A 21,639-nucleotide genomic window follows, 5' to 3' on the forward strand; every position below is an offset into this window, starting at 1 on the left:
GAATCGCTTGCGAACCCCGTGGGGAATCGCTTGCGAACCCGGTGGGCGATCGCTTACGAGGAGGAAACGGCCCCCTGTACGACCATGGGCCCGAGACGTCACCGCCCGCCGGACGGGCGGCGGCCCCGAGGGAAGGACGGCGACGGATGCGGCTCCTGGTGGCGGAGGACGAGCGGCTGCTCGCCGACGCGATCGCGGAATGGCTCCGGCAGGAGACCCACGCGGTCGACGTCGCGTACGACGGCGCGGCCGCTCTGGAGCGGGCCGGCGTCAACGACTACGACGTCATCGTCCTGGACCGGGACCTCCCCCTGGTGCACGGCGACGACGTCTGCGCCCACCTCGTCGCGTCCGGCAGCCAGGCGCGGCTGCTGATGCTGACCGCGGCCGGCGAGGTGAGCGACCGCGTCGCCGGGCTCTCCCTCGGCGCCGACGACTACCTCACCAAGCCCTTCGCCTTCCCCGAGCTCGCCGCGCGGGTCCTCGCACTCGGCCGGCGCTCCCGCCCGGCCGCGCCACCCGTGCTCCGCCGCCGCGGCATCGCCCTGGACCCGGCGCGGCGCGAGGTGTTCCGGGAGCACCTTTACGTGCCGCTGGCGAAGAAGGAGTTCGCCGTCCTGACCGAGCTGCTGCGCGCCGACGGTGCGGCCGTCTCCACCGAACACCTGCTGGAGAAGGCGTGGGACGAGCACACCGACCCGTTCACCGGGGCCGTCCGCCTCACCGTCCTCAAGCTCCGCCGCAAGCTCGGAGACCCGCCGGTCATCGAGACCGTCACGGGCGTGGGGTACCGGATCCCATGAGGAAGCGCCGCATCACCCTGCGCGCCCGGCTCACCCTGCTCCACGGCGGTCTGTTCTTCGCCGCCGGCATCGTCCTGCTCGGCGTCACCCACGTCCTGTTCGCCCAGCAGCTCGACCGCGGTGGGGACCTGAGCGTCCGTTCCGACTCCAGCGGCAACGCCTCCCCGGGGCGGAACACCCCGTCCGACAGCCTCAACTGGGTGGCCGACGAGCAGAAGAGACTGCACGACGCCGCCACGGCCTCGCTCATCACCCAGGGCGGGATCGCGCTGACCCTCGTCGGCGGCGTCGCGGCGGGCTTCGGCTGGCTCATCGCCGGACGGGTCCTGGCTCCCCTGCACCGGGTCACCGACACCGCCCGCCGCATCGCCTCCGCTCCGGCCGCCGGGCGCGGCCTGCACGAGCGCATCGCGCTCGACGGCCGCGACGACGAGGTGAAGGACCTCGCCGACAGCTTCGACCTCATGGTCGAACAGCTCGACCGGTCCTTCGACGGCCAGCGCCGCTTCGTCGCCAACGCCTCCCACGAACTGCGCACCCCGCTGACCGTGGGCCGCGCCCTCGTCGAACTGGCCATGCACCGCACGACCGCCTCCCCCGACGTGAAGCGTCTCGGGGGGGACCTCCTGGAGATCAACGTCCGGCACGAGCGGCTCATCAACGGACTTCTGCTGCTGGCCGGTTCGGAGAACCGCGTCCCCGAGCGGCAGAGCGTCGACCTCGCCGACATGGTCGCGCACGTGACCGCGCAGAGCACCCCCGAGGCCGAGACGGCCGGGATCAGCCTGTACGAGGAGGCCGGCCCGGCACCCACCACGGGGGACGCCCTGCTGCTCGAACGGATCGTCCAGAACCTCGTGGAGAACGGCATCCGGCACAACAGCGGCGACGGCGGATGGGTACGGGTCACGAGCCGCACCCTCGAGGACGGCCGGGCCGAGGTCGAGGTGAGCAACACCGGCCCCGAGGTGCCGCCCTACGAGGTCCCCACCCTCTTCGAGCCGTTCCGGCGCCTCGGCACCGAGCGCCTGGTCACCGCCAAGGGCGCCGGCCTCGGCCTGTCCATCGTCCGCTCGGTGGCTCGCGCCCACGGAGGCGACGTGACCGCCCGCCCACGGCCCGACGGAGGCCTGACGGTCGCCGTGACCCTGCCGGAGCACAGCCGGTTCCCTCCGCGGGGGTGACCGCCGCACTCGCCGGGAGCGGGCTGCCGCCGGACCTGTCGAGCCGACGGCGCCCCCGGCTGTCCCCGGCACCCTCCCCGGGCTACTTGCCGGAGTCCTCGGCGAGGGTGTGGGCGACGAGGGCGTTGGCGTGGCCGTGGCCCAGGCCGTGCTCGGACTTGAGCCAGCTGACGAGCTCCATGTGCCGGGTGAGCGGAGAGGTGCGGATGAGTTCCTGCCACTCCCCGATCGGACGGCCGTACTTCTTCTCGATGGAGGGGAAGTAGCTGGCGGGACCCTTCACCGCGTCCGTCATGGCGATGCCTCGTTTCCTGTTCCGGATGATCTGGATGGCCTGGATGATCTGGACGGCCTGGACGGCCTGGACGATCTTGCTGTGTCGATGATGCGCGTGTGGTCGGCGGTCGTCTAGCGGTCCGCCGGGGAGGCGGTCCTCCAGCGGTCCGCCGGGGCGGCCGACAGCCGCGCCGCCACCGCGGCCAGCCACAGCAGGCCGAGGCCCGCGCCGGCGGTGAAGGCGAGGACCGAGACGGCCGAGGCCGCGAATCCGGCGAGGACGGCCACGGGCACGAGGCGGGAGGCGACGGCCCAGCCGCGGTGCCCCCGGGCGGCGAGCGGCCGGGCGAGGACCACGAACGCGGCGCACAGCGAGAGGTAGCCGACCATCCCCGCCAGCATGTGCGCGGAGCCGTGCCCGCTCATCACGGTCGCCTCGGGCGCACCGGCCGGGAAGCCCGCGCCCGCGTCCGCCGGGAAGGCCGCGGCGGCCCAGAACGAGGCGCCGAAGGTCCCGACCAGAGCCGGGCCCCAGACGGCGCCGGCGCCGAGGAGGCGGCGCAGCCCGGCCGCGCCCGCGATCAACAGGGCTCCTGCGATCAGGAAGTTCACGGTCTGCGTCCAGCCCGCCTCGCCGAGCGCGAGCTGGCTGATGGCGTGGCGCCGGAAGTCGAAGCCGTCACGGGTCAGCCCCTGGAGGGCGCCCGCCCCGAGGAACAGCGGTCCCGCGACGACCGCGCCGGCCGTCAGGCCGCGACCCGCCGACCGCGAAGGGGACGGGGTGCGGAGGGCGCGGGGACGGGCGCCGAGCGTCTGGGTCATGTCGGGCCTTCCTGGTTCGGATCCTGTCGCACGTCTGACCGGTGGCGGGCGGCGGACTCATCGGCGAGGGGGCGTGACCCGCGCCACACGAGATGGCGTCCCTGACGCCCGCCCTTGCGTTCACCCTCATTCATTGCAATGGCCTGGCCTCTCGGTGTTGCGTTACCCTTTGCCTCATTGCAATGAAATCCCCCTCTCTACCTGTACTGATGCTGGATTCACGCAACACTCTTGTTGCCACGCTCGTGAATGCAACGTAGCTTTTCCTTCATCGGAAACGACGAGTCCAAGGAGAAGCACCATGCAGAAGTTCGCCACCGCCGCCCCCGTCTCCGCCGTCCTCGACGTCCCCGCCGGGCGCATCCGGTTCATCGCCGCCGACCGGGCCGACACCACCGTCGAGGTCCTGCCCGCCGACGCCTCCAAGAGCCGCGACGTGAAGGCCGCCCAGCAGACCGGGGTCTCCTTCGGGGACGGTGTGCTGCGGATCGAGGCCCCCGCGGCCAGGAACCCGCTCTTCGGTCATCCCGGGGCCGTCGAGGTCACCGTCCAGCTGCCCGCGGGGTCCCGCGTCGAGGCCAGGACCGCCGCCGCGGAGCTCCGTGGGGTCGGGCGGCTCGGCGACGTCACCTTCGAGAGCGCGCAGGCCACCGTCAAGCTCGACGAGACCGCGCACGCCCGTCTCACCCTCCAGTCCGGCGACGTCACGGTCGGGCGCCTGGGCGGCGACGCCGACATCAGGACCCGTCAGGGCGACCTCCGGATCGGCGAGGCCCTGCGCGGCACGGTCGTGCTCCGCACCGAGGCCGGCACGATCGACGTCGCCGCCGCCCGGGGCGTCTCCGCCTCCCTCGACGCCGGCACCGCCTACGGCCGGGTCAGCAACTCCCTCCGGAACACCGAGGGCGCCGGCGCCGGACTCAGCATCCACGCCACCACCTCCTACGGCGACATCACCGCCCGCAGCCTCTGAGCCCGCGCTCCGCTCCCGGGGCACGCTCGCGGCCGTCCGTGGGTAGGGAGGTCGTGTGGTGTTCTTCGAAGGGGCGTCCGTGAGTGTCGTCCACGCGTGCGTGCGGGACGGCCGCGGGGGCAGCCCCACGGCCGTGATGGACGACGGGCCGTACGGCGACGACGAGCGGCGACGGGTGCCGGAGGTCGCGGGGACCTCCCACGCCGTCTTCGTCTCACCGGGCCCCGCACGGGACGGACCTCCCGTCTTCTCCCTCCGGTTCTTCACCTCCGAGGGGGAGCTGCCCTCCTGCGGGCACGGGACGGTCGCCGCCCTCGGGTACCTCGCCGCGCGGGCGGACACGGACACGTACCGGGTGATCCTGCGCGTCGCGGGCCGCACCTTCCCCGGCCGGGCCGTACGGAAGGGGCCGTACGCCGAGGTCGACTTCCCGTACGGGGCGGTGGAGCTGCGCCGGCCGGACCCGGGCGCGTGCGAGCTCGTCCTGCCCGCGCTCGGCATCGGCCCGGACACGCGGCGACCCGGGGTCCGGATCGCCTCCGTCGGGCGGCCCCGGCTGCTGGTCCCGGTGGCCTCGCCGTCCGTGCTCGGCGCCCTCGCCCCCGACATGGAGCGGCTCCTCGCCGCCTGCGACCGCCTCGGGCTCCTGGGCTGCTACGTGTACGCGGCGCCGTCGCCCTCGGGGCGGGTCGCCGCCCGGATGTTCGCCCCGTCGATCGGTGTCCCCGAGGACATCGCCAACGCCAACGGCACGGCCTGCCTCGCCGCCCGCCTCGGCGAGCTGGGCGTCGACCGCGTCCACGTCGACATGGGGGACTCCCTCGGCAGTCCCGCCACCCTCAGGGCCTGGTCGTCCGGTCCGGTGGTGCGGCTGGGCGGTGACGTCCTGGTCACCCGACCGCGTGGAGGGCCCTCAGCAGGTGCCGCAGGGCCGGGCCCGGCGGGCCCGGCCGCACCGCCAGCGAGGTGGTGACGGTGAGGCCCGTGAGCGGGCGCACCGCGACCCTGGGGGTCCCCGGCAGTCCCCGCACCTCGTAGAAGAGGGTCCACGAGGGTTCCCGGTCCGTACCGATCGCGGTGAGCGTCGCCCGCAGGTCGGTGAACGGCGGGCCCGCCTCCGGCCGGACCCCCGCGGCCCGGAACGCGTCGGCGACCAGGGCATGGAAGGGCGGATTCCGCTCCGGCGGGGCGAGCCTCAGCGGGAGGTGCGCCAGCCGTTCCGGGCGCAGTTCCGGCTCGGCCGCGAGCGGGTGGTCCGCGGGCAGGGCGGCGTACAGCGGATCGCTCCACAGCGGCAGCGCTTCGAGCCCGGGAGCGGCCCCCGGCCCGTCCGGCAGCGCCCGTACGAGGGCGGCGTCCAGCTCCCCGTCGCGTACCGCCTCCAGGCGTCGGGTGACGGGCAGCCGGTGCAGACGGACTCGTAACCGTGGTGCTCCGGCGGAGAGTTCGGCCAGGACCCGGTCGATCCTGTCCCCCGGACCGTGCACGCCGCCGAGGCGCAGGACGCCGTCCTCGCCCGCCGTGACGTCGACGGCCACGCGCGCGGCGCGGTCGGCGGCGGCGAGCACGGCGCGGGCCTCGGGCAGCATGCGCTCACCGGCACCGGAGAGGCGCACGCTCCGGGTGGTGCGCTCGAAGAGCTCCACGCCCCAGGTGCGTTCGAGCCGCCTGACCTGCTGGCTGACGGCCGACTGGACGACGCCGAGCCGCTCGGCGGCCCGGCCGAAACCGCCCTCCTCCGCCACCGTCACGAAGTACCGCAGCTGCCGCAGCTCCACCCCGGCTCCTCCCCCGCATTCATCACGAACGGTGATCTCCGCCGTCTGCAACCGCCTGTGGTGCGGCCCCTCTTCCCCGGCTCGAATGGGGAACGCAGCGAATCCGACACCCGGAAGGGACCGTGAACGATGTCCGAGCACCAGAAGGCGCTGATCGTGCGCGCCGAGGAGGCCGAGCGGATCGGCCTCCCCCACGGCGGCGCCTTCCACCTCCTCGCCGACGCCCGGCACACCGGCGGCGCCCTCGGAGCCAACCGGCTCTCCCTCGGCGAGGGTGCGGCCGGGGCCCGGCCGCACCTCCACGCGCTGTCGACCGAGCTGTTCTACGTCCTGGACGGGGTCATGCGCTTCACCCTGGACGGCGGGACGACGACCGTGGGCGCGGGCGGCCTCGTCTCCGTACCGCCCGGAACGCCCCACTCCTTCGGTGCGGCCCCCGGCTCGGCCGCGGAGCTGCTCGTGGTCCTGACCCCGGGGATCGACCGCTTCGGCTACTTCCGGTCGCTCGGCCGCGTCCAGCACGGCCTGGAGACCTTCGACGGCCTCCTCGCCGCGCAGGACCGCTACGACGTGCACTTCCTGTGAGGCGACGTACCGGCCAGGGGGTTGGCGACCGGGATCCACGCGTCGTGGTCCGCCCCCCGCAGCCGCATGAGGGTGAGCGCCTTGATCCGGAGCTCCGGGGCGAAGAGGGCCGCGCGGTCGGCCCGGTTCTCCGGGGTCGCGGGAAGGTCGTCGTACGCGCGGTGGGCCGCGGCGGCGACGGCCGCCCAGAGCCGGGCCCCGGCGGTCCGGTCCCGGTCGGCGAGGGCGGAGACCAGCGTGCCGAAGGTGGTGCCGAAGAGATGGCCGAACAGCAGGGTGCGGAGCACCGCCGGGTCGTCGTCGATCACCCGTCCGCCGACGGGGGCGGCGTCGTATCCGTGCCGGGCGAGGCGCTCCGGGCTCAGCCGGACGTCGGCGAGGTCGCGGTAGACGAGCCGGCGGGGGCGGGCGTGGTCGTCGAGCACCACCAGGAGGTTCTGTCCGTGGGCGGCGGGCGCCACGCCCCGGGCGAGGAGGCGCAGGAGCGGCGGGACCGCGAGGGCGGCGAAGGCCGCCAGCCAGTCGGCGCCCGCGTCCGGTGCGCCGGCGGACGCCAGGAGCGTACGGATCAGGGGCGGTCCGTCGCCGGCGGGGCGGGCCGCGAGCGCCGCCACCGGGACGATCGTCTCCCCCGCGCGCAGTCCGGCGGCGGCCGCGGGTGACTCGCGGAGCAGCACGGCGAGGTCGGCGCTGGGCCCGCCGCGGACGAGCGCGGAGGCGCCGGCGAGGTTGCGGGTGATCCGGAACGTGCCGGCCAGGTCGGCCACGACGTGCGCCAGCAGGGCCGAGAGGGGCGCGCTGTTCTCGACGCCGCCCGGCGAGATGTCGCGGATCGCGCTGGTCATCCGCGTGGTCAGCGCCGTCTTCAGGTGCGATCCGCCGTCGAGCGGGGCGAGGGTCCGTACGCTCATCAGCGGCCGGGCGGGGATCGCGCCGGTGACGTACGGGAGGTGTCCGAGGCCCGGCAGGACGTGCTCGCTCTGCCAGGGGTGCACGGGCAGCAGCAGCCGGTCGCCGTCCCGCAGCCGCGCCGGCCACTGCCCCGCGACACGGCACGTGGCGGCCGGGACCGCCACCAGGTCGAGACGGACGACCGGACGGTGCTCGGGCGCGTACGCGAGCTGCTCGGCGACGGAGAGGCCGGGGCGGCTGCGGCAGCAGGGGTGGTAGGGGTGCCCGTCGACGATGCCCTGCTCGACGGAGGCGAGGGGGTCGCCGGGCGCCCCGTGCGCACCGGCGCCCGCGCCCGTATCCGGACCCGCGCGCCCGCCGCCCTCCGTATCCGCCGCCCCCGCCCTGGACAGCGCCAGGGAGGCCACGCTGTGGTCGAGTTCGGTGACGAGGGCCGTCGCGCCCGGCAGGCCGAGCGCGGCCAGGAGGGCGGCCGGGCGGTCGTGGACGCGGCCGTCGAGCCGCACCGTCAGGTCCTCGCCGGGGACCACCAGGTCGTGCGGGAGCCGGGGCGGCCCGCTCAGGACCCGGCCGTCGGCGAGGTCCACCCGCCCGCCGTCCGGGTCCCGCGCCGTGACCCCGGGCAGCGGTTCGTGGAGCAGCGCACGCCACAGGCGGCCGAGGACCGCGGCCCGCGCCGGGGGCAGTTCCCGGCGGTAGGCGGCGAGGAGCCGGGGAGCCACGTCGGCCAGCCGGTCGGCGAACCCGTCCTCCGTGCCGGCGGCGGGCGCGGGGGTGCGCACCGGCGCCGGGCCGGGGGCGCGCGGGGCGCGTCGGGCGCTCGTATCGTGATCCGGAGCGGGGTGCATGAAGGTTCACTACCCTGCGCAGGATGTCCCTACCGGTGGACGACCCGCCGGGGCTCCGGTGGAAGGCGCTGTCGTGAGTGAAGCCAGAGGCCGGGCCGACGCCCTGTCGGCCACCGCCCTCCTCAACTGCCTGATCCGGGAGGTCGCCGGGCCCGCGCCGCGCCCGGACGCGGACCACGCCGTCCACCGGCTCCCGGCGACCGGCCGGCTGCTGCGGGTGCGGGCCGGGCGCCGGCCCACCGAACCCTGTGTCCGGACCGACGGCGGCTGGCTCCCGCTGACCTTCGACGCCCTCGTGGCGCTGACCGCCGACGAGCTCACCCGCCGCACCGGCGTCGCCAACAGGACCGTCGTCGGCGAGATGACCGACAGCCGGGACGTCGTCGCGGCCCTCCAGGACGCGCGCGCGTCCGCGTGCCCGTCGGAGGACCCGTACCTGCGGTCGGAGCAGGCGCTGCTCGCCGGGCACCGCTACCACCCGGCGCCCAAGGCGCGCGGGGCGGGCGCCCCGGAGACCTGGCTGCCGTACGCGCCGGAGGCGTACGCCCGCTTCCCGCTGGAGCTCCTCGGGGTCAGGGCCGACGTGGTCGCGGAGGACGGCGACCTGTCCCCGCTCGACGTGCTCGCCTCGGGCCCCGCGCCCGACGGGTACGTGCTCCTCCCGATCCACCCCTGGGAGCTGGACCTGCTCCGCGCGCGCGAGCTGCCCGCGTTCCGCGACGGGCGGCTGCTGCGGCTCGGGGCGAGTGCGCCGAGGGCGGGTCTCGCCGTGGCGACCTCCTCGGTCCGCACGGTGTACCTGCCGGACGCCGACGTCTTCTGCAAGTTCAGCCTGGACGTGCGCATCACCAACGGGAACCGCCGTCTGGAGCTGCGCGACCTGCTGTGGCTGCGGACGGTCGGCGATCTCCTCGCGCCCGCCTTCGACGCCCTGCCGACGGCGTCCTTCCTCGCCGACCGGGGCTACCGCACCGCCGACCTCGGCGGGCAGCACGCCTTCGAGGGCTTCGCGGTGATCGCGCGCGAGGGCCTGCGGCCGCACCTGCCGCCCGGTGTGACGCCGCTGCTCGCGGCGGGCATCGGCGAGGGCTTCCCCGGGAACCCGGTCGACGGGCTGACACCGGAACGGGCCCTCGACTGGTGGGGCCGCTACCTCGGCCTGCTGGTGCCGCCGGTGCTGCACGCCTGGCGGGAGCACGGCCTGGTCCTGGAGTGCCATCTGCAGAACGTCCTCGTCGGCGTGGACGCGGGCGGCCTCCCGGCGCGGGTGGTCTTCCGCGACCACGAGGGGGTGCGGATCGTCGCCGAGCGGCACCGCGCGCTCCTGGAGCGGCACCGGTCGCGGGGGCCCGCTCCGGTGCTCGACGCGGCCCACGGCTGGGAGCGGCTCGCGTACTGCCTGGTGACGAACAACCTGTCCGAGATCGCCGGCGCCCTCACCGACCGGCACCCGGAGCTCGCCGGTGAGCTGTGGCCCCGGGCGCGGGCGGTGTTCGCCGGGTACGTGGCGGAGCACGGCGGTCCGGCGGAGGTCACGGCGCTGCTCGGCTCGCCGCACGTGCCCGCGAAGACCAACCTGCTGCTGCGCTGGCTCGACGTGGACGGCGCGGACGCCCGCTACGTACCGATGGCCAATCCGCTGTGCGAGGCCCCGTAGGACCTCGCACCGCGGGACGGGCTCAGCGGACGGGACGGTCCAGCCGCACCCGGACGAGGGTGGTCTCCACGCCGCTGTCGACGAGACGGCCGTTCGCGTCGAAGGCGGCCGGGCCGTCCGTCATCCCGAAGTCGTTGTCGTTGAGCAGGACGAGGGTGGACGAGCCCTCGACGGCGACGCCCTCGATCTTCCCGGGCACGCCCGGCACGGTGTTGAGGTCGATGACCAGGCGCTTGTCGAGCACCGGCACCTCGGCCGCCGCCGCGTCGTCGAGCTGCTCCAGGGTGGGGCCCTGGGCGGTGTCCCAGGCGGTGCCGAGGATGTCGGAGCCGCGGCGCAGGCGGACCTCGTAGAGGCGGGCGGCCTTGTCGGTGCGCTCCTGCACGAGGAGGCGGTCGCCGCCGACCGCGACGAGCGCGGAGAGCTTCAGCTCGGAGGTCTTGGTCTGGCCGGGCTCGACGGTGCCCACGGCGTCGAAGCGGTAGGCGTACTCGGCGGTGACCCGGTTCCTGCGGGGCGAGAAGCGCAGCAGCCGGGTGTTGCGGGAGTCCTCGCCGGACACCTTGTCGGGGTTGAGCAGCGGGCTCTGCAGGCCGAGGACGAGGTCGCCGTCGGGGAGCAGCGCGAGACCCTCGAAGCCGCGGTTGATCTTGCGCTGGAGGAGGATCGACGGCAGCGACTCGACGACGGGGTAGTCGGTGCCGGTGAGGCCGAGGCCCCGGGGGACGTGGCGGGCGAGGACCCGGCCCCGGGCGGAGACGTGCACGAGCGAGGGCCCGTACTCGTCGACGAGCCAGAAGCTGCCGTCCCGGTCGCGGACGAGGCCCTCGGTGTCCAGGCCGTTCGGGTCGTACGCGAGCGGGGTGGAGGCGTCGTACGAGTACGGGGCCTCGTCGCGGCCGGGCTGGTTGGGCAGTCCGGTCACGGGGGCGCCGGAGGCGGTGGTCAGCGGGATGGATCTCAGGACCTGGATCCGGTCGCCGACGGTGCGGATCTTCACGATGGCCGGGTCGAAGCCGGGGACGGGGAAGGTGCGCCGCTTGTCCTTGCCGACGGCTATCTGGCCGTTGGGGCCGCGGTCGGTGACGGTCCAGTACTCGCCGCGCCGCTCGGCCGGGTAGAGGTCGCTGCCGATGCCGCCGAGGTCGACGCCCCGGTCGTCGGCGACGCTGCCCGGCAGCAGGGCGTTGCTGAAGGCGGCGAGCGGGAGGTCGGGCAGGGTCGAGGTGGAGACGACCCGGGCGGCGGGGCCGCCGTGGTGCGCCGGGGTGGCGTCGGCCGTGCCCACGACCACCGAGCACGCGAGGGCGGCGGACAGCGGCAGGACGACGAGGGCGGGCCGGCGCAGGAGGCGCGGATTCATCTGAACTCCCTGGAGTACATGGAAAGTCGCCGGTGAGGGCGGCCTCATGGTCCAGTCCTGCGCGCAACACGGGGCGACGTGTTGGCGACATCGGGGCGAGTCCTGGGTGAACGCGCGGTCCGTCACCGGCCCGCCGATTCCCTAGTACCGGTCGAGGATGAGCTGCGTCTTGAGGATGTCGCCGTGGTACAGCCAGCCGTTGGCCTCGGCGACGGAGATCGCGTCGGCGTGCAGGTCGGCCGCGTCGGCGTACGAGTCGGTCTTGAAGGACAGCTCGACGACGTACTCGGTGCCCGTGCCGTTGGCGCCGACGACGGGCAGCACCTCGATGCTCGCGTCGTCGGAGGGGCCCCAGGCGCCGCCGTACACCTGGGCGGTGACGGGTCCGTGGGCGCGGGAGGCCTGGAGGGTGGTCTTGCCCCAGCCGGTGGACTTCCAGTCCTGGAGCTTGCCGGGGATGTCGTTGACGAGCCAGGTGCGGCCGGTGGTGCTCGTCGGCAGGGCGGTGCCGGAGTAGCCGCCGGCGCTGTGCGACTTCTCGTTGGAGAAGCTGAGGGTCTGCTTGGCGTAGCCCCAGTCGACCTCGGCGTCGTAGTTGGTGTCGCCGCTGTCGAAGCCGGCCGCGTTGGCCGTGGTGAGCGCGGCGTCGATGTCGCCGTTCGTCACGGGGAAGCGCTTCTTGTACGTCTCCTCGAACGACGAGCCGCTCTTGTGGCGGAGGCGGACGCTCCAGCCCTGCGCGTCGAGCGCGAGCGCGTCGGTGTCGTAGTAGCTGTACGAGCGGGCCTTCGCGGAACCGGTGATGCCGAAGGCCGACTTGACCGCCGCGCTCGGCGCGGAGCCCGCGTCGAGGGCCGCCGCGGTCAGGTTGATCTTCACCTCGTACGTGGGGACGGCGTTGCCCGCGGCGTACGCCGGCGAGGACGGGGCGAGGAGGGCGACGCCGACGGCGAGGGCGACGGCCGGGCCGACGACGGCCGGGCGCGTGACACGGGACAGGAGGCTCATGCCCCGATGCTCACGAGCCCGGGTGAGGACGGGGTGACCCACGGACGTGGCCGGGGTGAACCGGCGGCGTCGGACACCCCCTACGGCGCGTACCTCCCCTCGGGCCGCTGGTGGGCACCGGGGACCTCGTGGCCGAAGTCTCCGGCGTTCGGCATGTTCTCGGTGAGCGCGGCGGTGATCCGTGCGGCCGGGGTGCGCCGTCGGGCTTCGGGCCGCTTGCTCCGTCTCCACATGGCCACGACCCTACGGTGCGTGTCCGGGGCGCCGGGGAGGCAGAATCGCGTCATGGTCATCACCGCGCGCGCCCTCAACCGCAAGACGCTGCACCGGCAGTTGCTCCTGGAGCGGGAGCCGGTGGGCGTCGCGGAGGCGGTGCGGCGGGTGGTGGGCCTCCAGGCGCAGCACCCCGGTTCGCCCTACGTGGCGCTGTGGAACCGGATCGCGGGCTTCGAGCCGGCGGACCTCGACGAGGCCCTGGGCGCCTTCGAGTTGGTCAGGTCGACGCTGATGCGGCTCACGCTGCACCTGGTGCGCGCGGAGGACTACCGGGCCTTCCGGGAGGGCATGGAGCCGACGCTGCGCGGCTCGCGGCTGCACGATCCCCGGTTCACGAAGGCGGGGTTCACCGCCGCCGACGCCGACGCGCTGCTGCCGGGTCTCCTGGAGTACGCGGCGAGCGCGCGGACCGGGGCCGAGCTGCGGGAGCACATCGAGAAGGTCCGGGGCGGGCCGGTGGAGGCCGTCGTGTGGCGGATGGTGCGGCAGTACGCGCCGCTGTGGCACGCGCCGACGGGCCCGCCGTGGTCCTTCGGCACCGCGCAGGCCTTCGTCACGGCGGCCGAACCGCCGGTGCTCCGCGACCCGGAGGCGTCCGCCGCCGGACTGGCCGTCCTGGTCCGGCGCTATCTGGAGGGCTTCGGGCCCGCTTCCGTACCGGACATGGCGCAGTTCACGACGGCCCCGCGCGGCCTGGTCCGCGCGGCGGTGCAGACCCTGGAGGGCGAACTGGAGCGTCTGCAGGGGCCCGACGGGACGGTGCTGTACGACCTGCCCGGGGCGCCCCGGGCCGACGGGGACCTGAGCGTGCCGCCCCGGCTCCTCGCGATGTGGGACAGCGTCCTGCTGGCCTACGCGGACCGGAGCCGGGTGATCCCGCCCGAGTACCGCCGGCACGTCATCCGCGTGAACGGCGACACGCTCCCGACGCTGCTCGTCGACGGGTACGTGGCCGGGGTGTGGCGACCGGTCGGGGGCGGGATCGAGGTCTCGGCCTTCCACCCGCTGTCCCCCGCCGACTGGGAGGCCGTCGGCGTCGAGGCCGCCTCGCTCGGGCGGTTGCTCGCGGCCCGGGACCCGCACGTCTACCGCCGCTACGACCACTGGTGGGTGAAGGGGCTGCCGGCGGCGGAGTCCCGCGTGCTGCCCTGCTGACCGTCGGCCGGGGCCCGCACGGCGCCGAGCCCGGGTACGTCGGCGCCTCCCCATTGCCAGCCACCGGGAACGGACCTATCTTCGAGCCGAACACCTACGGACCGGGATGCTCGTCAGTCCCGGGGCGGTCCGCCGTTCACGGGCCGGACGGCGGGGAGCGGACTCCAGGACGACGGAGGGCGCTGGACGCCGGGCGTACGGGATATCCGTATCCACGTACCCGCAGGAGCTGAGCAGCACATGAGCAAGCACGTCCTGGCCCAGAACCAGTACGGCAAGGCCGAGAACCGCATCGTCACGGTGACCCGCAAGGGCGGCGACGGCGCGTGGCACGAGATCCGCGACCTGAACGTGTCGGTGGCGCTGCGCGGCGAGTACCGCGACGTCCATCTCACCGGTGACAACGGCAACTGCCTGCCGACCGACACCACCAAGAACACGGTCTACGCCTTCGCCAAGGAGCACGGCGTCGACTCCCCCGAGGCCTTCGGCATCCTCCTCGCCCGGCACTTCGTGAACTCGCAGGCCGTGATCCACGAGGCGCAGATCCGGATCGAGGAGTACGCCTGGGAGCGGATCTCGGTGCCCTCGCGCAAGGAGCAGCACTCCTTCGCGCGCAAGGGCCAGGAGGTCCGCACCGCGCAGATCACGTACTCGGAGAACACCGGGCTGCAGGTCCTGTCGGGCCTGAGGGAACTGACCGTCATGAACTCGACCAACTCCGAGTTCCACGGCTTCATCAAGGACAGGTACACGACGCTCCAGGAGGCGTACGACCGCATCCTGGCGACCAAGGTGACCGCCCGCTGGGCGAACTCGGCCTCGGCCGCCGCCCACGCGGGGCACGACTGGGACGCCTCGTACGCGAAGGTGCGGCGCCACATGCTGGAGGCGTTCGCGGAGACGTACAGCTACTCGCTCCAGCAGACCCTGCACGCGATGGCGGACCGGGTCCTGGACCACGTCTCCACGGTCAACGAGGTCCGGCTCAACCTGCCGAACAAGCACCACTTCCTGGTGGATCTGGAGCCGTTCGGGCTGAAGAACGACAACGAGGTGTACTTCGCGGCCGACCGGATGTACGGCCTGATCGAGGGCACCATCCACCGTGACGGCGTCCAGCCGGTGATCGCGACCAGCGACTGGATCACCGCCTGACCCGGTGGGTCAGCCGAGCCCGGCCGCCGTCTCCACTCCCAGCCACACGGCTGCGAGCCCGGCGGCCAGGCTTCCGGCCACGTTCAGGGCCGCGTAGCCCTTCGCCCCGTTCTCGTACAGCCGGAACGTCTCGTACGAGAAGGTGGAGTACGTCGTGAGCGCCCCGCACAGGCCCGTGCCGAGCAGCAGGTGGGCCTGGGCCGAGGAGACGCCGGTCAGCAGCCCGAGGACGAACGAGCCGACGACGTTGACGGCGAAGGTGCCCCACGGGAAGACCGATCCGTGGCGGGCCTGGACCGCGCGGTCGGTCAGGTAGCGCAGGGGCGCGCCGACGGCGGCCCCCACCACGACGAGCAGCCAGTTCACGCGTGCCTCCCCCGGCTCCGTACGAGCAGCCGGGCGGCGGCGACGCCCGCCGCGACGGCGGCGAGGGCGGTGAGCAGCGTCCCGCCCAGATAGAGCAGGCCCCGCGTCGGGTCGCCGGCGCTCAGCAGGCGCTGGGTGTCGAGGGCGTACGTCGAGAAGGTGGTGAACCCGCCGCAGACGCCGGTGCCGAGGAAGGGCCGGAGCAGCGGGTGGGGGGCGGTCGTGGTCTCGGTGAGGAGGACCATGAGGACGCCGAGCACGGCGCAGCCGGTCGCGTTGACCGTGAGGACCGTCCAGGGGAAGGCGCCGTCCGGGGTCGGCCAGACCAGCGACGCGGCGTAGCGCGCGACCGCGCCGAGGGAGCCGCCGGCGGCGACCGCCGCGACGACCGGCAGTTCCTTGCGCAGCCCCATGCGCCCAGATTACGAGAGTCCCCCGGGGCGCCGTGACGGCGGCCGGGTCGAGGCGAGGCGCACAGGCGCGGCCCCCGGCCTGGGGCATTAACCGGGGTCCGGCCCGTGCAGCCTCGCTCTGCGATGGTCCGGCCACTCCGTGCGACGGGTCAAAGCGGGGCCGGCGAGTCTGTCAGATCCCCCCTCGGGGTATGACCGGAGGACCTCCGGGGCATTCCGGACGGCCATGTCGGGGGGTCATGACGGATCTCCGCAGCAGCGACGACGAGGCTCTGACCTGCGGCGACACGAGGGGAGGTGGCCTGGCCACCATCCGGCGGCCGATTCGGGTGCCGGGTACACCTCCTCCCGGCGGGCGGGTCCGGGCGAGGCTGGTGCAGCAGCGGGAGGGAGCTGCTCAACCTTCGGGCAGGAGTGTCGTGAGTACATCCGTCGCAACAAAGCGCAGGGCCGCCACCGGGGCCGTCTCCCCGGCCGTGCCCCTCGGCGTCGTCAGGTCCTCCGGCGGCGCGGCCGACTCGCGCGAGGACGTCTACGCCGAGCTGTGTGCCGCGCTGTTCTCCGGCTTCCCGCGGCGCGACCAGCGCCTGAAGGCCGAGCAGTACCTGCACGGTCTGCTCACGGCGCAGGGCCGCAAGTCGATCCGGAACATCGCCGCGCAGATCGGCGGGCCGGCGGCCGAGCAGAGCCTGCACCACTTCGTCTCCAGCTCCACCTGGGACTGGCAGCCCATGCGGGCGTCGCTCGCCCGGTACCTGGAGCGGAACGGCTGCCCGCAGGCGTGGGTGGTGCGTCCGATGCCCATCCCGAAGGCCGGGGAGCACTCGGTCGGCGTGGACCGGCGCTTCGACCCGGAGCGCGGGCAGGTCTTCCACGGTCAGCAGGCCTTCGGCGTGTGGTTCGCGAGCGACGAGCTGAGCGTGCCGGTCAACTGGCGGCTGTTCCTGCCGGATCCCTGGGTGAACGACCGGACGCGGCGCGACCGCGCGGAGGTTCCCCAGGAGGCCGGCGAGGAGACGCTGGAGGAGTGCGCGGTCGCGGCGGCGCTCGATACCGCCCGCTGGTCCGACGTCACCCGCAAGCCGGTGCTCCTCGACATCCGGGGCGGCGCGGGGCGGGCGGCCCTGACCCGGCTCGCCGGGGCGGGCGTGCCGGTCGTGGCCCGGATCAACCCGGGCTCCCGGCTCGCGATCGCCGACCGTTCGCTGCCGGGCTTCGGGGCGGGTCCGCTGTCCGCCGTGCAGATACTGGAGTCGCTCAAGGGCCTGCGCAGGCCCGTGAGCTGGGTGGACACGGTGGCGGGGGCCCGGACCTCGCGGACCTCGCTGGCGACGGCCGTGCGGGTGGCCCTGCCCGCGCCGGGCGGGGAGCGGATGCGTCCGCTGGTGCTGCTCGGCGAGTGGGACGACCCGCGCCGGGCCCCGGCCCGGGTGTGGATCAGCGATCTGACGGGCTCTCCGGTGGGTTCGCTGCTGCGGATCACGAAGCTGGCCCGCCGGGTGGAGCGGGACTTCGCCGAGGTCGGCGAGGGCTCGGGCCTGCGGGACTTCGTGGGCCGTTCGTTCCGCGGCTGGCACCGTCACATCACGCTGGCCTCGGCGGCCCACGCGGCGACGGTCATGGCCGGCGGCTGGGACGCGGCGTACGAGACGGGCTATGTCTCGGGGCGCTCGGCGAGCTGACGCTCACGCGGGTCCGGCGGGTCCCGCGGGACCCGCCGTCGCGCGTCCGCGGGCGAGGACCTCCCGGGTGCGCTGGAGACGCAGCGCCAGCTGGACCTCCAGGACCTGTCCGGGCTTCTGCCATTCGGGGCCGAGGAGTTCGCCGATCCGTTCCAGGCGGCGGGAGACCGTGTTGGGGTGGACGTGGAGCGCCTCGGCCGCGTTCGTGGGGCTGCCGCCCGAGGCGAAGTACGCCTCCAGGGTGTGGGTGAGGTCGGTGAACCGCTCGGCGTCGTAGTCCAGTACGGGTCCGATCGCGGCCTCGACGAACCCGTCGACGTCGTTGTCGTCGGAGAGCAGCAGCCCCAGGAAGCCGAGGTCCTGCGCGGAGGCGGCGGAGCCGGTGCCGCCGAGCGCGCTCATCGCGTCCAGGCAGCGCCCGGCCTCCTGGTGGATCCGTCCGACGCCGTCCGGGCTCTGCGCGGGTCCGGCGGCGGCCACCGACACCGGGTGCCCGAGCAGCGGGGACAGCTCGGCGGCGACGGCCTTGGCGGCGGCCGAGGCGTCTATGCCGGGGAGCAGCAGCACGATGCAGCCGCCCTGCACGGTCTTGAGGCCGGAGAGGCGGTACGCGTACGAGGACGCCCAGACGACCGCGCGGCCCTGCTCGCCGCCCTCGGGCCGGGCGAGCACGAGGACGTGGGGCCTGCCCAGGTCGACGCCGAGGCGGCGGGCACGCTGGGCGATCTGCTGCGGGGCGTGCGGCGGGTCGGCGATCAGGTCGTCGAGGAGCTCGTCGCGGACGGGCCCCTCGGCGACGGCGGTGGAACGGCGCATCAGGAGCAGGAAGGCGACGGACTGCGCGGCGAGTTCGAGGAGGCGTTCGTCCTCGCCGGTGAGGCTTCCGGCGGCGCGGACGACGAGGCCGCCGAGGTCCTCGGAGCCCGCGATGACGGGCGCGACCCAGGTGTCGTCGGTGGCGAGGACCGGACGGCGGCGGGCGTGGGCGTCGAGGGAGGCCTTGGCGACCGCCTCCTCGTCGAGGCCGGGGATGTCTCCGGCGGTGGCGAGGGGCCGGCCGCCGGGGTCGCGGATCAGCACGGTCGCGTCGAGGGCGTCGGCGGCCGCCTTGGCCACGTTGCACAGGTCGCCGCCGGCGAGGACGAGGTTCATGATGCGGCCGTGGGCCTCGCTGACGTGCCGCATCCGGGTCAGGCTGGTGCGCACCCGGGAGCTGTCCCGCTCCAGTTCGGAGACCTCGGCGCGGGTGCGGTCGAGGAGACCGGCCTTCTCGACGGCGAGGGCGGCGAGGTCGGCGAGTCCCGAGAGGAGCGCGATCTCCTCGGAGGTGTGGTGGCGGACCCGCCGGTCGGCGCCGTGGAGGGCACCGATGACGGTGTCTCCGCTGCGCAGCGGGGCGGCCACGATGGCGTGGAGGCCCTCGGCGCGCAGCGCGGACTCCGCGATCTCGTCGAAGGCGGGGGCGTGGACGCCCGCGTCGAGGGAGCCGGAGGGGGCGAAGCGCTCGTCGGCGAGGTAGTCGGCGGTCCAGACGGCTTCGCCGTGGAGCTGGACGGCGCCGCCGAGTCCGTACCCCTCGGCGATCCGGAGGCCGGGGGTGAGACGTGGTCCCGGTCCGGTCGCGGCGCGGGAGCCCTCGGTGGTGTGGACGTAGCAGGCGCCGTGCGGGCCGCGCAGGGTCACGTACGCCAGGTCGAGTCCGAGGAGGCGCCGGGCGCGCCGGGTGATGACGCGGAGCAGACTGTCGAGGTCGTAGGAGAGCGTGAGGTCGCGGGTGGTGTCGGTGAGGGCGGTCAGCGCGGCGTCGCGGCGGGCCTCGCACGCGCGGCCGGCGTGGACCTCGCCGGCCAGTCCCACGGCCCGCTCCAGGCGGTGGAGTTCCGCACCGCTCAGTCCGTCCCCGCGGGCCTCTTCGAGAAGTGCGTCGAGCTGGGCGGGCGGAGCCTGCCGGGCGAGCAGTTCGAGGACCGTGAGCAGCGCGTCGCCACCACCGGCTCCGTCCGCGCCGTCCATCGTCATGGCCCCTGCCCCCGTAGTCGAGCGAAATCGGGCACCTCGGAGGAAACCCGTACTGCTCGCCGAAAATAATTCGGCTTCGGGAGTCGGTCAACGGTGAGTTGCCGCACTTCATTCCCCGTGACGGGCGGTCACTCCGTCGGTCGGCAGCCGTACGGCGGCCGGAGGACCGCCGGAGGTCAGCCGACGGAGCCCGCCGGAACGAGCCGCTCGCGCGCGGGACCGTACCGCGCGGTGCCGTACTGGGCGGGGACGTACGCGGCCGGGACGTGCTGGGTGGGGACGTGCTGCGTGGGGATCCGCGGGGCGTACACGGGCCGTCCGGCCGTGTCGCGCACGGCCAGGACCGAGCGCTGGAGGCGGCGGAGCCGCGCCGAGGGTTCCATGCCGCTCTCGCCCTTGAGGTGCACGCGCAGCCGCTCGTACACGACGAGGGCCTCGTCGTGCTGTCCGCAGCGGAGGAGGGCGACCATGAGGTGGGCGTGGAGGGGCTCGTTGGCGCGGTAGCGGGCGACGAGTCCGGTGAGTTCGGAGACGAGTTCGGCGTGCCGGCCGAGGCCCAGCTGGGCCTCCATCCACTGGTCGAGGACGCTGAGCCGGGAGGTTTCGAGGCGTTCGACCTCCCTGCGGAGCCGGGGTCCGGCGGCGACTCCCGCGTAGGGTTCGCCGCGCCACAGGGCGAGCGCCTCGCCGAGGCGGAGCGCGGCCCGGGACAGGTCGCCGGCCTCCATGGCCCGGTATCCGGCGCCGGCCGCGCGCTCGAACTGCCAGACGTCGTTGACGCCGCCGCCGGTGTCGAGCCGGTAGCCGCCGGGCTGGGAGACGAGTATCGCGTCGGCGCTGCGCCGGTCCGACCAGCCGGGGCGCGGCTCCGCCGGGGCGGTGTCGCGCAGGGCGCCCGCGATGAGGGACCGCAGCTCGGCTATGTGCGCCTGCAGTTCGGCGCGGGCGCCGCGCGGCGCGCCGGACGGCCACAGCTCCTCCGTCAGGACCGTCACGGGGACGACCTGGTCGGCGCTGGCCGTGAGCAGGGCGAGCAGCTGCCGGGGTGCGGCCGCCGTCGGGGTGATCGACACCCCGTTCTCACGTACCGACAGTCCCCCCAGAATCCGGACGTCCACCTTGCCCCCTCATGCCTGTGCGGTGTCTGCGCGCGGGATGACTCTCGATGATTAGAAAAGACCCCCGTAGGCATGTCAATAAGAAACCGGAGGGTACGGAATGACGGTCCCGGATATCGTGGTGCTTCACCCCGTTTGTCCGGAAATTTTCACGTCACGTTTCCGTCAGTGGCGCAGAACTTGTGTACACGGAAAGCTGTTTCCGGACTCGGGGGTACGCTTTCGAGGCCTCCTCGCGGGTGCCGAGGGGGTTCACACCCGCGAGATCACGCCAGAAACCGGCAGGGGGGTCGGTTCTCCGGGGCCGCTAGAGCACGGCGGCGGCGGTGAGCAGCCCGAACGCGACGGTGATCAGGGCCGTGCGGACGCGGTGGAGACCGTTCCAGCGGCCCTCGAAGGCGGCCCGGACCGCGGAGGCGTCGCCCGCCGGGTCGCCCGCCGGCGCCCGCTCCGAGGACGCCAGGGCGTTGTTGAGCGGGACGTTGCCGCCGACGGTCACGAGGTGGTTGAGGACCGCGCAGACGAGCCCCGCGAGGACCAGCCACTTCTGGGTGTCCGTGCGCCCGTCCTGGGGGACGAGGAACGCGGCGGCGGGGAAGGCGACGACACCGAGGAAGACCGCGAGGAACACGGGCCTCGGCACGTACTCGTTGATCCGGCGCATCGCCGTGACGAACTCCGGGTCCGTCAGGCGGGCGAGCGCGGGCATGATCCCGGCCCGGAAGATCAGCATGAAACCGGCGTAGAGCCCGGTGCATCCGACGGCGAGGGCGAGCAGCAGGGTGGCCATGCGGCCATTCTGCCCTCGGACGTCGCGCGCTTCCCCCTCATCTCCCCGTCCGCGTAGGCCACTTGCGCGTGTGACGGGCGAGGGGCCCGCGGGGAGCGGGCGGACGAGTTGCGGAGGGAACCCGGTGCGGCGCCGGCGACGGGGGTGAAGTGGCGTGGCATGGATTCGCCATCCTTCTCAACAGGGGTTGTCACCGTGTGCAGTCACATGCGTACATGGAGTGGACATCGATCGCGCGGGGGTGGTCAGCGGTGGCAGAGAGCGCGGGCTCCGTGATGCTCGCCCGTTCGGCGATGAACCGGGCCGCGGCCGAGGGACAGCGGCCCGCCGGGCGGCCGGTCCGGGGCGGGGGGGGGGGGGGGGGGCGGGGGGGGGCCGGGGAGTGCCGCGCACGCCCGCGTCTCGAGGGTGAGGGGGACGGCGAGTCGGTGTGGGGCGGCGGTGTGGCTGTGT

Annotated in this window: 21 protein-coding genes; 9 read left to right on the forward strand and 12 right to left on the reverse strand. The window is 74.3% G+C overall.

The window, feature by feature from the left end:
• The first annotated feature begins 146 nt into the window (after nucleotides 1-146).
• The gene (locus ACFV2S_RS04075; RefSeq protein ID WP_385554011.1) at nucleotides 147-803 is read left to right on the forward strand and encodes a response regulator transcription factor; all 657 of its coding nucleotides are present in this window, start codon (nucleotides 147-149) and stop codon (nucleotides 801-803) included.
• Nucleotides 800-1,987, forward strand: a complete 1,188-nt coding sequence (locus ACFV2S_RS04080; protein ID WP_385554012.1) for a sensor histidine kinase — start codon at nucleotides 800-802, stop codon at nucleotides 1,985-1,987. Before ACFV2S_RS04075 ends, ACFV2S_RS04080 begins: the two co-directional genes overlap by 4 nt.
• An 82-nt stretch (nucleotides 1,988-2,069) precedes the next feature.
• Here ACFV2S_RS04080 and ACFV2S_RS04085 read toward each other — a convergent pair whose 3' ends face one another.
• Nucleotides 2,070-2,282: a DUF4287 domain-containing protein gene (locus ACFV2S_RS04085; protein ID WP_385554014.1), complete on the reverse strand. Its 213-nt coding sequence runs from the start codon at nucleotides 2,280-2,282 to the stop codon at nucleotides 2,070-2,072.
• A gap of 113 nt (nucleotides 2,283-2,395) precedes the next feature.
• Nucleotides 2,396-3,085, reverse strand: a complete 690-nt coding sequence (locus ACFV2S_RS04090; protein ID WP_385554016.1) for a DUF998 domain-containing protein — start codon at nucleotides 3,083-3,085, stop codon at nucleotides 2,396-2,398.
• A 301-nt stretch (nucleotides 3,086-3,386) separates the two neighbouring features.
• Here ACFV2S_RS04090 and ACFV2S_RS04095 point away from each other — a divergent pair, with 301 nt between their 5' ends.
• A complete protein-coding gene (locus tag ACFV2S_RS04095; RefSeq protein WP_385554018.1) occupies nucleotides 3,387-4,058 on the forward strand; it encodes a DUF4097 family beta strand repeat-containing protein in 672 nt (223 codons plus the stop codon).
• Nucleotides 4,059-4,137: 79 nt separating this feature from the next.
• The gene (locus tag ACFV2S_RS04100) at nucleotides 4,138-5,031 is read left to right on the forward strand and encodes a PhzF family phenazine biosynthesis protein (RefSeq protein WP_385554020.1); all 894 of its coding nucleotides are present in this window, start codon (nucleotides 4,138-4,140) and stop codon (nucleotides 5,029-5,031) included.
• Here the strand turns inward: ACFV2S_RS04100 and ACFV2S_RS04105 are convergent.
• Nucleotides 4,949-5,836 (reverse strand): LysR substrate-binding domain-containing protein, encoded by an 888-nt coding sequence (locus ACFV2S_RS04105; protein WP_385554022.1) that lies wholly within the window; start codon nucleotides 5,834-5,836, stop codon nucleotides 4,949-4,951. The genes ACFV2S_RS04100 and ACFV2S_RS04105 overlap by 83 nt on opposite strands.
• 129 nt (nucleotides 5,837-5,965) lie before the next feature.
• Between ACFV2S_RS04105 and ACFV2S_RS04110 the strand changes: the two genes are divergently transcribed.
• A complete protein-coding gene (locus ACFV2S_RS04110) occupies nucleotides 5,966-6,421 on the forward strand; it encodes a cupin domain-containing protein (RefSeq protein ID WP_385554024.1) in 456 nt (151 codons plus the stop codon).
• Here ACFV2S_RS04110 and ACFV2S_RS04115 read toward each other — a convergent pair.
• Complete coding sequence (locus ACFV2S_RS04115; RefSeq protein ID WP_385554025.1) at nucleotides 6,400-8,181, reverse strand: IucA/IucC family protein; 1,782 nt, start codon at nucleotides 8,179-8,181, stop codon at nucleotides 6,400-6,402. The genes ACFV2S_RS04110 and ACFV2S_RS04115 overlap by 22 nt on opposite strands.
• Here ACFV2S_RS04115 and ACFV2S_RS04120 point away from each other — a divergent pair.
• Nucleotides 8,180-9,838, forward strand: a complete 1,659-nt coding sequence (locus ACFV2S_RS04120; protein ID WP_385554027.1) for an IucA/IucC family protein — start codon at nucleotides 8,180-8,182, stop codon at nucleotides 9,836-9,838. The genes ACFV2S_RS04115 and ACFV2S_RS04120 overlap by 2 nt on opposite strands.
• A 22-nt stretch (nucleotides 9,839-9,860) precedes the next feature.
• Here the strand turns inward: ACFV2S_RS04120 and ACFV2S_RS04125 are convergent, their stop codons facing one another.
• The 3 genes from ACFV2S_RS04125 to ACFV2S_RS04135 all read right to left on the reverse strand — a co-directional run bounded on the left by ACFV2S_RS04125 (nucleotide 9,861) and on the right by ACFV2S_RS04135 (nucleotide 12,442).
• Nucleotides 9,861-11,201 (reverse strand): esterase-like activity of phytase family protein, encoded by a 1,341-nt coding sequence (locus tag ACFV2S_RS04125; RefSeq protein ID WP_385554029.1) that lies wholly within the window; start codon nucleotides 11,199-11,201, stop codon nucleotides 9,861-9,863.
• 141 nt (nucleotides 11,202-11,342) lie between these two features.
• On the reverse strand, nucleotides 11,343-12,209 hold the full coding sequence (locus tag ACFV2S_RS04130; RefSeq protein ID WP_385554031.1) for a hypothetical protein: 867 nt from the start codon (nucleotides 12,207-12,209) through the stop codon (nucleotides 11,343-11,345).
• A gap of 80 nt (nucleotides 12,210-12,289) precedes the next feature.
• Entirely contained in the window at nucleotides 12,290-12,442 is a 153-nt protein-coding gene (locus ACFV2S_RS04135) for a hypothetical protein (protein WP_385554032.1), read from the reverse strand.
• Nucleotides 12,443-12,494: 52 nt separating this feature from the next.
• Here ACFV2S_RS04135 and ACFV2S_RS04140 point away from each other — a divergent pair, with 52 nt between their 5' ends.
• Together ACFV2S_RS04140 and pucL are read left to right on the forward strand one after the other, a co-directional pair.
• Nucleotides 12,495-13,640, forward strand: coding sequence for a winged helix DNA-binding domain-containing protein (locus ACFV2S_RS04140; RefSeq protein ID WP_385554034.1), 1,146 nt, complete (start codon nucleotides 12,495-12,497; stop codon nucleotides 13,638-13,640).
• A 240-nt stretch (nucleotides 13,641-13,880) separates the two neighbouring features.
• Entirely contained in the window at nucleotides 13,881-14,798 is a 918-nt protein-coding gene (pucL, locus tag ACFV2S_RS04145) for a factor-independent urate hydroxylase (protein WP_385554036.1), read from the forward strand.
• A 9-nt stretch (nucleotides 14,799-14,807) separates the two neighbouring features.
• On the opposite strand, the gene crcB (ACFV2S_RS04150) is transcribed toward pucL, so the two are convergent.
• On the reverse strand, nucleotides 14,808-15,164 hold the full coding sequence (crcB, locus tag ACFV2S_RS04150; RefSeq protein ID WP_385554038.1) for a fluoride efflux transporter CrcB: 357 nt from the start codon (nucleotides 15,162-15,164) through the stop codon (nucleotides 14,808-14,810).
• Nucleotides 15,161-15,577, reverse strand: a complete 417-nt coding sequence (crcB, locus tag ACFV2S_RS04155) for a fluoride efflux transporter CrcB (protein ID WP_385554040.1) — start codon at nucleotides 15,575-15,577, stop codon at nucleotides 15,161-15,163. The genes crcB (ACFV2S_RS04150) and crcB (ACFV2S_RS04155) overlap by 4 nt, the downstream gene beginning before the upstream one ends.
• Nucleotides 15,578-15,996: 419 nt before the next feature.
• On the opposite strand from crcB (ACFV2S_RS04155), the gene ACFV2S_RS04160 reads away from it, so the two are divergent.
• A complete protein-coding gene (locus tag ACFV2S_RS04160) occupies nucleotides 15,997-17,259 on the forward strand; it encodes an IS701 family transposase (protein ID WP_385554042.1) in 1,263 nt (420 codons plus the stop codon).
• A 3-nt stretch (nucleotides 17,260-17,262) separates the two neighbouring features.
• Here the strand turns inward: ACFV2S_RS04160 and ACFV2S_RS04165 are convergent, their stop codons facing one another.
• The 3 genes from ACFV2S_RS04165 to ACFV2S_RS04175 all read right to left on the reverse strand — a co-directional run bounded on the left by ACFV2S_RS04165 (nucleotide 17,263) and on the right by ACFV2S_RS04175 (nucleotide 21,186).
• Nucleotides 17,263-19,278 carry a helix-turn-helix domain-containing protein gene (locus ACFV2S_RS04165; RefSeq protein ID WP_385554044.1) on the reverse strand — a complete coding sequence of 672 codons (2,016 nt, stop codon included), beginning with the start codon at nucleotides 19,276-19,278 and terminating at the stop codon, nucleotides 17,263-17,265.
• Between the two features lie 176 nt (nucleotides 19,279-19,454).
• Nucleotides 19,455-20,396 carry a BTAD domain-containing putative transcriptional regulator gene (locus ACFV2S_RS04170; RefSeq protein ID WP_385554046.1) on the reverse strand — a complete coding sequence of 314 codons (942 nt, stop codon included), beginning with the start codon at nucleotides 20,394-20,396 and terminating at the stop codon, nucleotides 19,455-19,457.
• A gap of 307 nt (nucleotides 20,397-20,703) precedes the next feature.
• Nucleotides 20,704-21,186: a DUF1772 domain-containing protein gene (locus ACFV2S_RS04175; RefSeq protein ID WP_385554048.1), complete on the reverse strand. Its 483-nt coding sequence runs from the start codon at nucleotides 21,184-21,186 to the stop codon at nucleotides 20,704-20,706.
• Nucleotides 21,187-21,639: the final 453 nt, after the last annotated feature.

Origin of the sequence: Streptomyces sp. NPDC059695 (assembly GCF_042733785.1) — a bacterium.
Lineage (GTDB): Bacteria > Actinomycetota > Actinomycetes > Streptomycetales > Streptomycetaceae > Streptomyces.